This is a genomic window from Pseudoduganella sp. OTU4001 (genome assembly GCF_038440195.1).
Lineage (GTDB): Bacteria > Pseudomonadota > Gammaproteobacteria > Burkholderiales > Burkholderiaceae_D > Rugamonas.
Genome location: NZ_JASATG010000001.1, coordinates 94,240 through 108,263, shown reverse-complemented (window position 1 = coordinate 108,263; position 14,024 = coordinate 94,240). Strand labels below are relative to the sequence as shown.

The 14,024-nt window shown below is 63.5% G+C and carries 11 protein-coding genes; 6 read left to right on the top strand and 5 right to left on the bottom strand.

The window, feature by feature from the left end; genetic code table 11:
• The first annotated feature begins 19 nt into the window (after positions 1-19).
• Positions 20-1,321 carry a DUF3422 family protein gene (locus AAHE99_RS00445; RefSeq protein ID WP_342113274.1) on the top strand — a complete coding sequence of 434 codons (1,302 nt, stop codon included), beginning with the start codon at positions 20-22 and terminating at the stop codon, positions 1,319-1,321.
• The gene (locus AAHE99_RS00440) at positions 1,318-2,466 is read left to right on the top strand and encodes an esterase-like activity of phytase family protein (protein ID WP_342113272.1); all 1,149 of its coding nucleotides are present in this window, start codon (positions 1,318-1,320) and stop codon (positions 2,464-2,466) included. The genes AAHE99_RS00445 and AAHE99_RS00440 overlap by 4 nt, the downstream gene beginning before the upstream one ends.
• 4 nt (positions 2,467-2,470) lie before the next feature.
• On the opposite strand, the gene AAHE99_RS00435 is transcribed toward AAHE99_RS00440, so the two are convergent.
• Both AAHE99_RS00435 and AAHE99_RS00430 read right to left on the bottom strand, forming a co-directional pair.
• Positions 2,471-3,343 (bottom strand): hypothetical protein, encoded by an 873-nt coding sequence (locus AAHE99_RS00435; protein WP_342113270.1) that lies wholly within the window; start codon positions 3,341-3,343, stop codon positions 2,471-2,473.
• A 24-nt stretch (positions 3,344-3,367) separates the two neighbouring features.
• Positions 3,368-4,897, bottom strand: coding sequence for a hypothetical protein (locus tag AAHE99_RS00430; RefSeq protein ID WP_342113268.1), 1,530 nt, complete (start codon positions 4,895-4,897; stop codon positions 3,368-3,370).
• A gap of 166 nt (positions 4,898-5,063) precedes the next feature.
• Between AAHE99_RS00430 and AAHE99_RS00425 the strand changes: the two genes are divergently transcribed.
• Genes AAHE99_RS00425 through AAHE99_RS00415 form a run of 3 tightly spaced genes read left to right on the top strand, consistent with a single transcriptional unit; the run spans position 5,064 to position 9,818 of the window.
• On the top strand, positions 5,064-5,675 hold the full coding sequence (locus tag AAHE99_RS00425) for a glutathione S-transferase family protein (protein ID WP_342113266.1): 612 nt from the start codon (positions 5,064-5,066) through the stop codon (positions 5,673-5,675).
• Positions 5,672-6,553, top strand: a complete 882-nt coding sequence (locus AAHE99_RS00420) for a pyridoxamine 5'-phosphate oxidase family protein (RefSeq protein WP_342113264.1) — start codon at positions 5,672-5,674, stop codon at positions 6,551-6,553. The genes AAHE99_RS00425 and AAHE99_RS00420 overlap by 4 nt, the downstream gene beginning before the upstream one ends.
• A 19-nt stretch (positions 6,554-6,572) precedes the next feature.
• Positions 6,573-9,818, top strand: a complete 3,246-nt coding sequence (locus tag AAHE99_RS00415; RefSeq protein WP_342113262.1) for an EAL domain-containing protein — start codon at positions 6,573-6,575, stop codon at positions 9,816-9,818.
• On the opposite strand, the gene AAHE99_RS00410 is transcribed toward AAHE99_RS00415, so the two are convergent.
• Both AAHE99_RS00410 and AAHE99_RS00405 read right to left on the bottom strand, forming a co-directional pair.
• A complete protein-coding gene (locus tag AAHE99_RS00410) occupies positions 9,793-10,179 on the bottom strand; it encodes a response regulator (protein WP_342113260.1) in 387 nt (128 codons plus the stop codon). The genes AAHE99_RS00415 and AAHE99_RS00410 overlap by 26 nt on opposite strands.
• Entirely contained in the window at positions 10,172-10,666 is a 495-nt protein-coding gene (locus AAHE99_RS00405) for a GAF domain-containing protein (protein WP_342113258.1), read from the bottom strand. The genes AAHE99_RS00410 and AAHE99_RS00405 overlap by 8 nt, the downstream gene beginning before the upstream one ends.
• Before the next feature lie 97 nt (positions 10,667-10,763).
• Between AAHE99_RS00405 and AAHE99_RS00400 the strand changes: the two genes are divergently transcribed.
• Positions 10,764-13,151: a penicillin acylase family protein gene (locus AAHE99_RS00400; RefSeq protein ID WP_446728881.1), complete on the top strand. Its 2,388-nt coding sequence runs from the start codon at positions 10,764-10,766 to the stop codon at positions 13,149-13,151.
• Here AAHE99_RS00400 and AAHE99_RS00395 read toward each other — a convergent pair.
• The gene (locus AAHE99_RS00395) at positions 13,144-14,001 is read right to left on the bottom strand and encodes a dienelactone hydrolase family protein (RefSeq protein WP_342113254.1); all 858 of its coding nucleotides are present in this window, start codon (positions 13,999-14,001) and stop codon (positions 13,144-13,146) included. The two genes, AAHE99_RS00400 and AAHE99_RS00395, sit on opposite strands and share 8 nt — an antisense overlap.
• Positions 14,002-14,024: the final 23 nt, after the last annotated feature.

The window sequence follows — 14,024 nt, the reverse complement described above, 5'->3', positions numbered from 1 at the left end:
CATCACCGAGCCATGATTTATGAGTATTGTGTTCTCGAGCCTGAATCACGCCCAGCGCGTCCCGCTGGCTGCCGAAATCCATTCGCGCCCCTTCCTGGCGCTGGAGGCGCCAACCCTGTTGAGCCATTTCGCCATCATCGGCGAGCAGGAGCAGCAAGAGCTGCTGGCGGAGCTGTGCGGACATTTCGGCGTGAGCGCGCCGGGCCCGGGCGGAAAGTATTTCAGCCATGATTTCGGCCGCTTCCGCCTGAAGTGGGAGCTGCATACCGAATTCGCCACCTTCACCTTCGCCGAAAGCGTCGACAGCATGCCGCTGCCGGAGGAAGCCTTCGCCAGCATGCCCTCGCGTCATTTGCCGGAACAATGGCTGCTGCGTTTGCAGGGCAGGGTGCTGGTGGCCTCCCACGTGGTGCTGGCACGTCCCGGCGGCGCGCAAGCCGCTTTTGCCGCCAGCCTGCAGCGCATGTTCCAGGGCGCGCCGCTGGCTGGCAGCCAGGTGATGAACGGCGGCGAGCTGTGGACCGATTTCGCCATCCACGCCGATGGCTTCAGCCGCTTCGTGATCTGCGATACGGTGATGCATGAGCAGCAGGCCGGCCGCCTGGTGCAGCGCGTGCTGGAAATCGAAACCTACCGCATGATGGCGCTGCTGGCATTGCCGCTGGCGCAAGCCGCCGTGCCCGAATTGAATGCGGTGGAGTCGGAACTGGCCACCCTGGCCGGCGCGCTGGTGGAAGCCGATGGCAAGGTTGATGACGGTTCGACCGAGCAAAACCTGCTGGACCGCATTACCCATCTCGCGGCGCGCATCGAAAAAGTATCGGCCGACACCAGCTACCGCTTCGCCGCCGCCAAGGCCTATTTCAGCCTGGTCATCGCGCGCATCGACGAATTGCGCGAATTGCGCATCGAAGGCACGCCGACGGTGGAGGAGTTCATGGACCGCCGCCTGGCGCCCGCCATGAAGACCTGCGAGGCTGTGGCCGCACGCCAGCAGGCGCTGGCAGGCCGCATCGCCAACTGCAACGACCTGCTGCGCACCCGCGTCGGCATCGTACAGGAGGCGCAGAACCGCCAGATCCTGCAATCGATGAACGCCCGCGCCGCGCAGCAAGTGCGCCTGCAGCAGGCGGTGGAGGGCTTGTCGGTGGCGGCGATCTCGTATTACGTGATCGGCTTGATCGGCTATTCGGCCAAAGGCGCCAAGGTGCTGGGCTGGGTCGGCAATCCGGAACTGGTGATGGGCGTGCTGGTGCCGGTGGTGGCGGTGGCCGTTTGGATCGGCCTGCGCTGCATGCACAGGCGCCTGCACCACGGATGATGCGGCGCACGACCGCTATCGCAGCCGTGGCGGCGTGCGTGCTGGCCGGCATGCTGGCCGCTTGCGCGCCGATGCCGGCGCCCCGCGCCGCCGCCACGCCGGTGACGGTCGGCAGCTTGCGTTTCATCGGCGAGCAGCGCGTGCCGCACCGCGCGTCTTTCAGCGGCACTGAACTTGGCGGCTTCTCCGGCCTTGACTACGACGCCGCGCGCGGGGAATGGCTGATCGAAACCGATGACCGCTGCACACACAATCCCGCCCGCTTCTACGACGCCGCGCTGGATTTTGATGCGCAGTCGTTTGCAGCCGTACGCTTCCTTGGCGTGCACTACTTTCTGCATTCCGACGGCATGGACCTCGGCACCAGCGCGGCTGGCTGCCAGCGGGTAGACGTCGAATCAATCCGCATCGACCCGCAGGACGGCAGTATCTGGTACTCCAGCGAAGGCGACCGGCGCGACGGGCTTGATCCCTTCATCCGCCACGCCACGCGCGACGGCGCCTTCCTGTCCGAGCTGCCGCTGCCGGAAAACTTCCGCGTGCACAAGAACGAAGAACGCGGCTCGCGCTACAACGCCGCCTTCGAAGGCATCGCGTTCGCGCCGGATGGTCAGAGCCTGTGGGCCTCGCTCGAATGGCCGCTATATGAAGACGGCCCGATCCCGACGCCGCAGCACGGCGCCGTGGTGCGCATGACGCAGTTCCAGCGCGACGGCGCGGTGCTGCGCCAGTTCGCCTATCCGCTCGACGCCATCCCCGCCGAACCAGCGCCCGGCAAGGCCGCCGAAAACGGCGTGTCCGAGATCCTCGCCATGGGCAACGGCGAATTGCTGGTGCTGGAACGCGCCTCGGTGCAGGGCGCCGACGGCCGCCACACCAACTACATCCGCCTCTACGCCACCGACACGCGCGGCGCCAGCGACGTCAAATCGCTGCCCGGCCTCGCCGGCGCCCAGTACACGCCCGCCCGCAAACGACTGGTCCTCGACTTCGCCACCCTCGGCCGCCCGCGCATCGACAACCTCGAAGCCATGGCCTGGGGCCCGCGCCTGCCCAACGGCAACGCCACCCTGGTCCTCGCCAGCGACGACAACTACGGCAAGACCCAGGTCAGCCAGTTCTTGCTGTTCGAGGTGCTGCCCTGAGCAATCAAATCACACCGTAAAGGTGAAGCATGCCTAACAGTGCACCGAACACGGCAAGCGAAAGCCCCACGCTAGTACGGCGTGAGCGTTGTGCCAGGGAGGAGAGGCCTGCATGCAGACCCTCAGTCAGCTTGTTGATATCTGTTTGATGCTCTTCTGCTTGCAGCTGCAATTGCGAAGCAAGCTGGGACAGGCCTGATTCGAGGGCTGCGCTTCTGGATGCGTGGCGCGTTTCATTCTCTTGCAGTGCCGCCTTGCTCGATTGTGAGTGCTCTCGCAGTTCTTTCTCCAGCGCGTGAACCAGAGTGGTCGTATTGAGGCCCTGTCGCTCCAAAGTCCTGGTGCGCTCATCGACGTGTTGCACCATACTGTCTTTGGTCGCCTTGATTTCTTTGGCGATCTCAATCAGCTTTTGCGCGCCTTCGTCGGTCAAGCCCTTAAGTTCAAAGTACTCTTCGACCAGTTTCTTCAACTGGGCGGACTGCTCGGCCAGCGTGTGATGCTGCGCTTGCAGTATGGCTGCCTGTTCGGCGATGCCATCGGCCTGTTCCTTCAGCCTTTTCTGCTGCTCGTTCAGCTGTCCCTGCTGCTCTTGCAGCTTCTTTGATTGCATGATGCTGATCAGCATTAGCTGCCCAATGGTTTTGGAGAACTCGGCCTGGACTTCGGTCGACTCCATCTGCGCATCGCGCAGTTTGTCGTTATGCCACCACCGCGTGAGCCAATTCTTTTGCTCGTACTCCGACCTGAACTCTTTAAATTCGTCGAGCCGTTTGTAGTTTTCGCTGAATGAGCGGTAAATGCCGGCCAGGTCCAGCTGTTTCATGGACTCGTTGCTAATTTCAATGGTCGCAAGTTCGTGAATGATTTGAGACATGGGAATTTCGGTGTTTGATTTGGGTTATCCGAACAAGGCGTCCAGTTCGTCGGTTACTGCTTTCAAGCGCGTACGCTGCTTGCCAACGCAGTCCAGCATGGCTTGATGTGAATCGATGCAGCTGGCGGCACTAAGTGAGGCCGTCTCCAACTGGAACGAAATATTCAAAAAGCTTTCCTGCATTGCGCCGTATTCCGCTGCGCAGATTTCATATTGGCTTGAGTTGTCGAATTGATGTTGAAGCCACTGTTGCAGGCGCTCAGTGACCATTACCTGGGCGTTGGCATTCGCCTCCTGTGCGGCAAGCAGTTCGGTGCCGGTTGAACTGAGCCAATCGAACAGCCGGTCAAGGCCATAAATGAGCAGTGCGCCGGCGATGCCCGTCATGATCGCGGTCAATGCTGTGGCCAACACGTCCGCAATGGGCGCCAGGACAGGAATGCTCATGATGAATCCTTTGACGGATTCTTCCAGCAGCAAGCCTATACCCGTGGTAATTACCGTCGCGAAGACTTTGCTGACTTCGCGCGCGACTTCCAATGCGGGCATATCTTTCGGCGGATTCAGCAAGAGCTTGATCGCCTTCCAAAGGCTGCGCATGCTTTCGCGAATGATGGTGACGATCTTCTTTGATGTAGTGATCAAATTATTGATCAGGAATGTCAGCAAGTTGCTGACGAATCCCTGGATGCCACCCTCGATGGCGGCATCCAGGGCAGCTTTGAGCTTGCCGATCACGCGCGCCATTACCCGCTTAAGGCTTTCTACCAGCCTGTCAATCAGGTTGGAGGCAGAATGCTTTTCGTTCAACAGCAGCTTGACTTCTACGAAGCTGCCGTTGACAAATTCGTGCAATACAATGCCAAGCGCCTGGCGCAGGGCATTTGTTCCGGCCTCCTTTGCACCGGCCGAAAATAATTCACCAGCCAGCCTTTTATGCTGTTCACTCTGAAGGTAGTCACGTGCCTGTTTGTCGGCGGCTTTGATGCGCTCGATATCTTGTGGCGTCAAGCCGTGCTTTTTGACGAACTCCGGATCAGCCAGGCATTCATCCCAGGATTTTTCCCCCTTTGAGGTATTCAGCGAGGCCTCGATGAACGCCATGTTTTTGGGATCGTTGAGCATCTTCTTGCGCTCTTCTTCAGTGAAGCGCAGATGCATGGCTTTGTTCTGATGCGCCTCTTTCAGGGAAACAGTGTGGTCACCGTGGATTTCCCCTTTGGTCATTGGCTTCCCGGTGGCCGCACTTGCAACTTCACCGCCGGCATCGAGGGTTTTATTGATCTGGGTATGCGTCGCCCCACGGGCGCCTTTATCGTCCCAATGCTTTTGCCGGACTTGCTGGCTATAGTTTTCGTTCGCGAGTTCGAAATTTTTTTCGTGCAGTTCATCCGGGAACACACCCTGTTCGGCGTTATGGACGGTGGCCACATTGCCGCCGTCCTTGTCGTTGAACATGGCGGGCGTCAGGCCGAAAGGCCCGATGATCTGGCGTAGTACCTCCTGCTGGCAACTGTCCAATAGCTGTTGCAAGCGTTGATCACGAACGTTCACTGCGGCTCCCGAAATCGATGGTAAAAAGATTCTATGTGGAAAATATAATTTTATCAATGAAATGCCATATTATTCCATTTATTGGAATGGTCAATTGTCTTCGGTGTGGATTCTAATTATTGGAGACATGGATCACACTTTCATCACTACTTGAAAGGAGATCCAAATGAAGCTGTACTACCACCCAATTTCCGGCCACGCCCACCGCGCCCACCTGTTCCTGTCCCTGCTGGGGCTGGACTATGAGCTGGTTGAAGTGGACCTGATGAAGGCCGAGCAGAAGACCGAGGCCTTCCTGAAACTGAATCCTTTCGGCCAGGTGCCGGTGCTGGAGGATCACGGCATCGTGATCCCCGACTCCAACGCGATCCTGGTCTACCTGGCCACCCGCTATGGCGATTCGAACTGGCTGCCGAAAGACGCGGTAGGTGCGGCCAATGTGCAGCGCTGGCTGTCGGTGGCGGCGGGGGAGATCGCCAGCGGTCCGGCCACGGCGCGCATCATCAACCTGTTCAACAAATCGACCGACCCGGCCGACGCGATTGCGCGCGCCCACCGCATCCTGGCGCTGATCGACGGCACGCTGCATGGCCGCGAGTGGATCGCGGCAGGCTGGCCGACCATCGCCGACGTGGCGCTTTACAGCTATATCGCGCGCGCTCCGGAAGGCAATGTGGACCTGGCGGCTTACCGCAACGTGAACGCCTGGCTGGCGCGGGTTGAAGCACTGCCGCGCTTCCAGCCCTTCATCAAATCACCAGTCGGGTTGGCAGCATGAACGGGCCCTGGCACGCAGGCGAGATCGCGCTGCAGGACACGCTCGGCGTCGCGGCACGCATGGACGAAATCGGCCGCAAGGTGATCCGCAACTATATGCCGGACCAGCACCGCGACTTCTTCGCCCAGTTGCCGTTCGCGGTGTTCGGCAGTGTCGACAACGAGGGCCGGCCATGGGCCACGTTGCGTGCCGGGGAAGAGGGCTTCATGTATTCGCCGGACCCGCAACGGCTTGAGCTGGCGCTGCCGTCCGAGCCGGACGACCCTGCCCAGGAAGGCTTGCGCGACGGCGCCGCGGTCGGCATGCTCGGCATCGAACTGCACACACGCCGCCGCAACCGCTTGAACGGCCGCTTGCGCGCGCTGGGCGGCGCGCAGTTCGAAGTCAGCGTCGGCGAGTCGTTCGGCAACTGCCCGCAATACATCCACCAGCGCGATTACCATTTCGAGCGCATGCCGGGCGAGCCTTCGGGGCTGCCGGCGCGCAGTCTGCCGCAGCTGGATGCGCTGGCGCGCGACCTGATCGGACGGTCGGGTACCTTCTTCGTCGCTACTTATTCGGGCGAAGGGGAAGACATGCGGGTGGACGTGTCGCACCGCGGCGGTGCGCCCGGCTTTGTCCAGGTCAAGGCCGACGGCACGCTGCTGGTGCCCGATTACGAAGGCAACCGCTTCTTCTCCACGCTGGGAAATATCCTGCTGAACGGCCGCGCGGGGCTGGTGTTTCCGGACTTCGACAGCGGCGGCCTGCTGCAAATGAGCGGCACGGCGCGCGTTGTGCTGGACGGGCCGGATCAGCGGCACTGGGAGTTCACGCCGCGCGATATTGTGTGGCGAGAAGATGCATTGCCGCTGCGCTGGGCGCTGCAAGCGCGGTAACTCTGCTACCATGCCCTGCATGGACAGGGCTTCTCCCGCTTCGCCGGGCAGGACCAGGCTGGACGCATTCACTGCGGTGTATGAGCACAGCCCCTACCTGGCTTTCATGATGGATGCCGATGGCAATCTGCTTGCCGCGAACGCGCTCGCGCGCCGCCTGGACGAAGCGCTGGGCGCCGGCGGCAAGGCATTCGGCCTGTTCCGCAGTTGGGCCGCGACTGAGCTGCGCGACGACGCCATTCCCGAGGCAAAGCAACGCGGCGTTTGGCGCGGCGAGCTAGCGCTGCGTGAACAGGAGGGCGATGCCGTGCCGGTATCGCTGGCGATGGAATACTATGCTGGCCACGACGGCCAGCCGGAATGCTTCCGCTGCATCGTGTCGCCGTTGCCGGAAGCCGATTCCTACGGCTCGCGGCTGCGCTTCAAACGCCTGTTCGACCGCCATCCCCATCCCATGTGGGTGTACGACCTGGAGAGCTTGCGCTTCCTGGTCGTCAACCGCGCGGCGACCGAAGTGTACGGCTATACCGAAGAGGAATTCCTCGAGATGACGATCGAGGACATCCGACCGTCGCACGAGCTGGAGCAGCTGCGTGCCGATCTGGCGGCGACGCCTTCCGACGCTGCGCAGCAAACCAGCAACTGGATTCACCGCTGCAAGGACGGGCGCCTGATCCAGGTCGAAATCTCCTCGCACCCATTGATGCTGGCGGGCCACAAGGCGCGTTTTGTGTTCGCCCACGACGTGACGGACCGCGCCCGCATCGAAAAAGCGCTGCACGAGTCGCAGGAAATGACGCAGCTGGTGGTTGACCACATTCCGCACCAGATCTTCTGGAAAGACCTCGACCTGCTTTACCGTGGCTGTAACGATGTCTTCATACGCGCGGCCGGGTTGTCCAGCCAGGCCGAGGTAGTGGGTAAGAGCGATTTCGATTTCCCCTGGTCGCATAATGCGGAGCGCATCCGCGCCGACGATGCGCAGATCATCGCCAGCGGCGTACCGCTGCTGAACCGGGAAGACCATTTGCTGTTTGCAGACGGCAGCGTGCACTGGTTCCTGATCAACAAGCTGCCGCTGCACGACCTGGCCGGCAAGACCATCGGCCTGCTCGGCACCATCGAGGATGTGTCCGAGCGCAAGCAGGTCGAGCTGATGCTCCAGCTGCATAACCGTGCACTCGAATCGAGCGTCAATGCGATTGCCATCACCGCCATCCACGACGGCAGCGATGCCATCGACTACGCCAACCCGGCGCTGGCCGAACTGACCGGCCATCCCGCCGCCAGCCTGGCGGGGCACAGCCTGGAGTCGCTGCTGGCCGACCCGGAAGACGACGCGGCCCGCACCGCGCTGCATGAAGCCATGCACGCCCAGAGCGAAGTACAGCTGATGCTGAAGGGCCGCCATAGCGACGGCCGTACCTGGTGGGCGCAGCTGCATGTGGCGCCGGTGGGCGGCAGCGGGGGCTGGCACAGCCACCGCGTCTGCGTGCTGACCGACATGACGTCCACCATGGACTACCAGGCCCAGCTCGAGCACCAGGCCAACCACGATGCGCTGACCGGCCTGCCGAACCGCAACCTGTGCGGCGACCGGCTGGTGCAGGCCATCAGCTATGCCCAACGCTATGGCCACACGGTGTGGGTGGTGTACCTGGACCTGGATAACTTCAAGCTGGTCAACGACAATATGGGCCATGCCGCCGGCGACGAGCTGCTGCGCACAGTGGCCGGCCGCTTGCGCGACTGCGTGCGCGATACCGACACCGTGGCGCGCATGGGCGGTGACGAGTTTGTGCTGGTGCTGCTGGACGGCCAGGCTGCGACGCCGTCGCAGGCGGTGCTGCGCAAAATCCTGGACACCGTCGCCGCGCCGGTCCAGCTGGCGGGGCAGGAGCAGATGATCAGCTGCAGCATGGGCGTATCGCTGTATCCGGCCGATGGCAGCGATCCCCAGCTGCTGATGCGCTATGCCGATATCGCGATGTACCGCGCCAAGGAGAGTGGCCGCAACCAGGTGCAGTTCTATGAGCCGGCCATGCATGCGCGCATTGTCGAGCGGGCGTCGATCGAGAACGAACTGCGCGGCGCCCTGGCGCGCGGCGAAATGTTCCTGGTCTACCAGCCCAAGATGAACGTGGCCACCGGCGAGATTTCCGGCGTGGAAGCGCTGCTGCGCTGGCAGCATCCGACACTGGGCCTGGTGCCGCCGGGCCGCTTCATCGGCGTGGCGGAGGAGACCGGCCTGATTGTGGCGCTGGGGCGCTGGGTGATCCAGACGGCGTGCGCCCAGAACAAGGCCTGGCAGGACGCGGGCTTGCCGCCGCTGCGGGTGGCGGTCAACGTGTCGGCGCGCCAGTTCCGCGACAGGAACCTGGCCGACGATGTGGTGGCGGCCCTGCACAGCACCGGCCTTCAGGCCCAGTACCTGGAGCTGGAACTGACCGAAAGCATGATGATGCAGAACGCCGACGAGGCGGTGGCCACGGTGCAGCGCCTGAAGAAGGTCGGCGTCGGCCTCTCGATCGACGATTTCGGTACCGGCTATTCCAGCCTGGCCTACCTCAAGCTGTTCCCCATCGATTACCTGAAGATCGACCAGTCCTTCGTGCGCGATATGCTGGCCGACCCCACGGTGGCGGCTATCGTGCGCTCCGTGATCTCGCTGGGCCACAGCCTGGACTTCCGCATCATTGCCGAGGGCGTGGAGACGGAGGGCCAGCTGGCCTACCTGCAGCGCTACCAGTGCGACGAGGCGCAGGGCTACCATTTGAGCCGCCCGATTGCGGCCGAGGCGTTCGCGGCGCTGCTGGCGCAGGAGCAGCCGCGCAAGCCCGCGCTGGGCGAGAACGAACGGCGCAGCGGCACCTTGCTGCTGCTGGATGACGAGCCGAATGTGCTGTCTTCGCTGGTGCGCCTGCTAAGGCGCGACGGCTACCAGATCCTGCTCGCGCATAATGCGCAGGAAGCCTTTGCGCAGCTGGCTACGCATGAAGTGCAGGTGGTGGTGAGCGACCAGCGCATGCCGGAAATGAATGGCACCGAGTTCCTGAGCCGGGTGCGCAAGCTCTATCCCGATACGGTGCGCATCATCCTGTCAGGCTATGCGGAGCTGGAGTCGGTGCTGAGCGCCATCAACCGCGGGGAGATCTACCGCTTCTACACCAAGCCTTGGGACGACCAGGACTTGCGCGAAAACATCCGCGAAGCTTTCCGCTATTACGACATGGTGCACGCTAGCGCTGCTGCGACAGGGCGGTGAACGCATCCAGCAGGGTGCGGGCGCGGAAGGGCTTGAGCACCACCCGGTCCACACGGCGCTCGCGCAGGGCCGCCAGCAGGGTATCGTCGCAGTTGGCCGCCAACACGGCCAGCGGGATGTGGGCCTGGCTGGCGCTCTGGCCCAAGCGCACCTGGTCCAGCAGCGACAGGTCGAAGGCATCGCCGGCGTCGATGGCGATCAGCGCGCCGTCGAAAGCCTCCCGGGCCAGCATCTGCCGCGCCAGCGTGGTGCTGGCGGCTTCCTGCACGTCGGCCAGGCCGAGCGAGCGTGCGGTCAGGGCCACGGTCCGGCGCAGCATGCTTTCTGGCTCCACCAGCAGCATCCGCTTCAGTTCAGGCATGGCTGGCCTCCAGCTCCTGGGTCACAAGACTGCGCAGGGTGGACAGGATGGCCAGTTCCACATCGTCCATTTTGCGCGGGCGGGTATCGATGATGCACAAGGTGCCCAGGGCGTAGCCATTGGACAGGATCAGCGGGGCGCCGGCATAGAAACGGATATGCGGGGCACCGGTCACCAGCGGGTTGTCGGCGAAGCGCGGGTCGAGCAGGGCGTCTTCGACCACCATGATCTCGGCCCGCATGATGGCGTGGCCGCAGAAGGAGATGTCGCGCCCGGTCTGGCAGGTGTCGCCCAGGCCGAGTGCCGCCTTGAACCACTGGCGGTCGGTATCGAGCAGGGAGATCAGGGCGATAGGAACGTCAAATTCCTGGGCCGCAAATGCAACAATTTTGTCGAAGCGTTCCTCGGGCGGAGTATCGAGCACCAGCAGCGCGTACAGGGCTGCCAAGCGCTCCGCTTCATTCGATGGAGTAGGCGCGGGTGTCATAGTGATGGTTACTCTAGCACGCTTACACTTTTTTGCTGCCGTTCGCTTTGGATTTCTGGCAAGATTTAGCGCAACACAACAATAAAGAGGTTAGCTGATGGTGAAACTGTGGTTGAAACGCATAGTCCTGGGCTTGTTGGCGCTGCTGTTGCTGGCAGTGCTGGGCTTGTGGTTCTTCCTGCGCGGAAGCCTGGCCCAGCTGGACGGCAAGATCACCGCCGCCGGCCTGTCCGGCAGCGTGACCGTGGCGCGCGACGACCACGGCATTCCCTCCATCACCGGCAGCCACCGCAATGACGTGGCGTATGCCACCGGCTTTGTGCATGCCCAGGACCGTTTCTTCCAGATGGACCTGCTGCGCCGCATGCCGGCCGGCGAGCTGTCCGAACTGTTCGGCGAAAAGGCCCTGGAGACCGACCGTATCCACCGCCTACACCGTTTCCGCGCACGCGCCCAGCAAGCCATCCAGGCCATGCCGGCGGACGAGCGCAAGCTGCTGGAGCGCTACACGGCCGGCGTCAACGATGGCCTGAATGCGCTGGGCAGCCGTCCTTTCGAATATGGCCTGGTGGGCCTGCGCCCGCGCGCCTGGGCGCTGGAAGACTCGTTCCTGGTGGCCTGGGCCATGTACATCGATTTGCAGGTCACCGGCATTGGCCGCGAGCTGGCGCGCGGGTGGCTGAAAGAGCACGCGAGCCAGGAGCAGCTGGCCTTCCTGCTGCCGGAAACGTCGCAGTGGGATGCCCCGCTCGATGCGGCCAGCCCGGCAGCGCCCGACGCACCGATCCCGGCCCGCGCGCCGGACTGGTGGGGCAAGGAGATCGCCAAAGAGCCGGCCACCCTGGCATCGGCCGCCTTTGTGGACGGCGTGGGCAGCAATAACTGGGCGGTGGCGGGTAAGCGCAGCCGCAACGGCGGCGCCATCGTGTCGGACGATATGCACCTGGGCATCAAGCTGCCAAGTACCTGGTACCGCGTGCTGCTGCAAGTGCCTAGCGCGCATGGCGGCACGCGCCGCATTGTCGGCGTCAGCATCCCTGGCGTGCCGGCCGTGGTGGCGGGCAGCAACGGCCATGTGGCCTGGGGCTTCACCAACAGCTACGGCGACTATATCGACCTGGTGGAAGTGGGCGAGGTCAAGGACCGTCCGGGCCAGGTAAAGCTGCCGGGCGGCTGGGAGAAGCCGGTCACGCATGAAGAAACCATCCTGGTGAAAGGCCAGGCGGCGGTAAGCATGAAGGTGCGCGAGACCTCGCTGGGCCCGATCATGCAGTCGGGCGGCCGCGATTACGCGGTGCACTGGGTGGCGCACGACCCGAAAGCGGTCAACCTGGCGCTGCGCCATATGGAAGATGTGGACAGCGTGAAGGATGCGCTGGCGCTGGCGCCCAAGGTCGGCATGCCGGCACAGAACCTGGTGGTGGGCGACAGCAATGGCGATATCGGCTGGACCATTTCCGGCCCGCTGCCGCAGCGTCCTGCGACGCCGGCGGATGCCAGCTATCCCTTGTCGGCCAACGGCAGCACGCGCGGCTGGCAGGGGTTGCTGCCTGCGGCCGCCTATCCTTCGGTACGCAATCCGGCCGATGGCCAGCTGGTCACCGCCAACAGCCGCCAGCTGCTGGGCGCCGAGGCGGCCAAGCTGGGCGACGGCGGCTTTGACCTGGGCGCGCGCGCCAAGCAGGCCCGCGACGGCCTGGCGGCGCTGGGCGAGAAGACCGACGAGCAGGGCGTCTACAGCGTGATGCTGGACGACCGCGCCCTGTTCATCAGCCCCTGGCGCGACCGCGCGCTGGCCGTGCTGGATGCGGAAGCGCTGCAAGGCAAGCCGCAGCGCGCCGAGCTGGCGCGCCTGCTGAAAGATAATTGGAATGGCCGGGCCAGCGTGGATTCGGTGGCGTACCGCGCCAGCCGCGCCTTCATGTGGTCCTTGTACGAGCTGCTGTACGGCGGCGCCAATGTGGAACTGGCCAAGCTGAATAAGGATGCCAATATGCGCGCCGCATCGAGCCGCTGGCCGGTGGTGCTGGGCCGCCTGCTGGATGAACAGCCGGCCGGCTGGCTGCCGCATGCCTATGCCAGCTGGAAGGCGCTGCAACTGGCGGCGCTGGACCGCACCATCGAGCACCTGGCCAAGGATGGCAAGCCGCTGGCTTCGGCCACCTGGGGCGTGCGCAATACGGCCGCCATCGCGCATCCGATCGCGGGTGCGGTGCCGATGCTGAAAAAGTGGCTGAGCGTGCCGCCGGACCAACTGCCGGGCGATAGCAATATGCCGCGCGTGGCCGGTCCGGCCTTCGGCCAGTCGGAGCGCATGACGGTGACGCCGGGGCGCGAAGAGCAGGGCCTGTTCAATATGCCGGGCGGCCAGAGCGGCCATCCGCTGTCGCCATTCTTCCTGGCTGGGCATAGCGACTGGGTGGCCGGCAAGGCGACGCCATTACTGCCGGGTACCGCCACCCACACACTAACTTTCGTTAAGTAAGCTGCTTGCGGAAGAAGTCGACCGTGCGCTGCCAGGCCAGCTTGGCAGCCGCTTCGTCGTAGCGCGGCGTGGTGTCGTTGTTGAAGCCGTGCTCGACACCGGGATAGACGTAATACTCGAACTTCTTCCCAGCTTCTTTCAGCGCCGTTTCATAGGCTGGCCAGCCGTTGCGGATGCGGGTGTCGTTTTCCGCATCGTGGATCATCAGCGGCGCGCGGATATTCGGCACGTCGGCGGCCGGCGCCTGGGCGCCATAGAAGGCCACAGCCGCGTCCAGGTTCGGCATTTTGGTCGCCAGGTAGTTGGCCATGCCGCCGCCGTAGCAAAAGCCCACCACGCCGATCTTGCCATTGCCCTGTTCGTGCCCGTCCAGCATTTGCGCGGCGGCCAGGAAGTCGGCACGCGTCTTGGCCTGATTCAGCTTGCCAAACATCTCGCGCGCCTTGTCTTCGCTGCCGGGGTAGCCGCCCAGCGGGAACAGGGCGTCCGGCGCAAAGGCCAGGAAGCCTTCCAGCGCCAGGCGGCGCGTAATGTCCTCGATATGCGGGTTCAAGCCGCGGTTCTCATGCACCACCAGCACCGCAGGCAGCTTGCCGGACGGCTTGGCGGGCAGCGCCAGGTAGCCACGCAGCGTGCCGTAGCCTTGTGGCGAGGGATGCTCGATATAGCGGGTATTAATTCGCTTATCGTCCGCCGCCACCAGGGGCGCCGCGAAGCTCGGCGACAGCGTCGCCAGCAGGCCAGCGCCTGCGGCAGCAATGAATTCACGGCGTCCTATCTGTCCGTGTACGTACTTGTCGAACAGCTGCAATACCTGTGGGTCAAAGTCCCTGGCGGTCAAGCGCGTCATTGTGGGCTCTCCTGGTTGACGAA

Coding starts and splice junctions, on each gene's coding strand:
- AAHE99_RS00440 (WP_342113272.1), top strand. CDS start 1,318: ATGATGCGGCGCACGACCGCTATCGCAGCCGTGGCGGCGTGCGTGCTG.
- AAHE99_RS00425 (WP_342113266.1), top strand. CDS start 5,064: ATGAAGCTGTACTACCACCCAATTTCCGGCCACGCCCACCGCGCCCAC.
- AAHE99_RS00415 (WP_342113262.1), top strand. CDS start 6,573: ATGGACAGGGCTTCTCCCGCTTCGCCGGGCAGGACCAGGCTGGACGCA.
- AAHE99_RS00420 (WP_342113264.1), top strand. CDS start 5,672: ATGAACGGGCCCTGGCACGCAGGCGAGATCGCGCTGCAGGACACGCTC.
- AAHE99_RS00435 (WP_342113270.1), bottom strand. CDS start 3,343: ATGTCTCAAATCATTCACGAACTTGCGACCATTGAAATTAGCAACGAG.
- AAHE99_RS00405 (WP_342113258.1), bottom strand. CDS start 10,666: ATGACACCCGCGCCTACTCCATCGAATGAAGCGGAGCGCTTGGCAGCC.
- AAHE99_RS00445 (WP_342113274.1), top strand. CDS start 20: ATGAGTATTGTGTTCTCGAGCCTGAATCACGCCCAGCGCGTCCCGCTG.
- AAHE99_RS00395 (WP_342113254.1), bottom strand. CDS start 14,001: ATGACGCGCTTGACCGCCAGGGACTTTGACCCACAGGTATTGCAGCTG.
- AAHE99_RS00400 (WP_446728881.1), top strand. CDS start 10,764: ATGGTGAAACTGTGGTTGAAACGCATAGTCCTGGGCTTGTTGGCGCTG.
- AAHE99_RS00410 (WP_342113260.1), bottom strand. CDS start 10,179: ATGCCTGAACTGAAGCGGATGCTGCTGGTGGAGCCAGAAAGCATGCTG.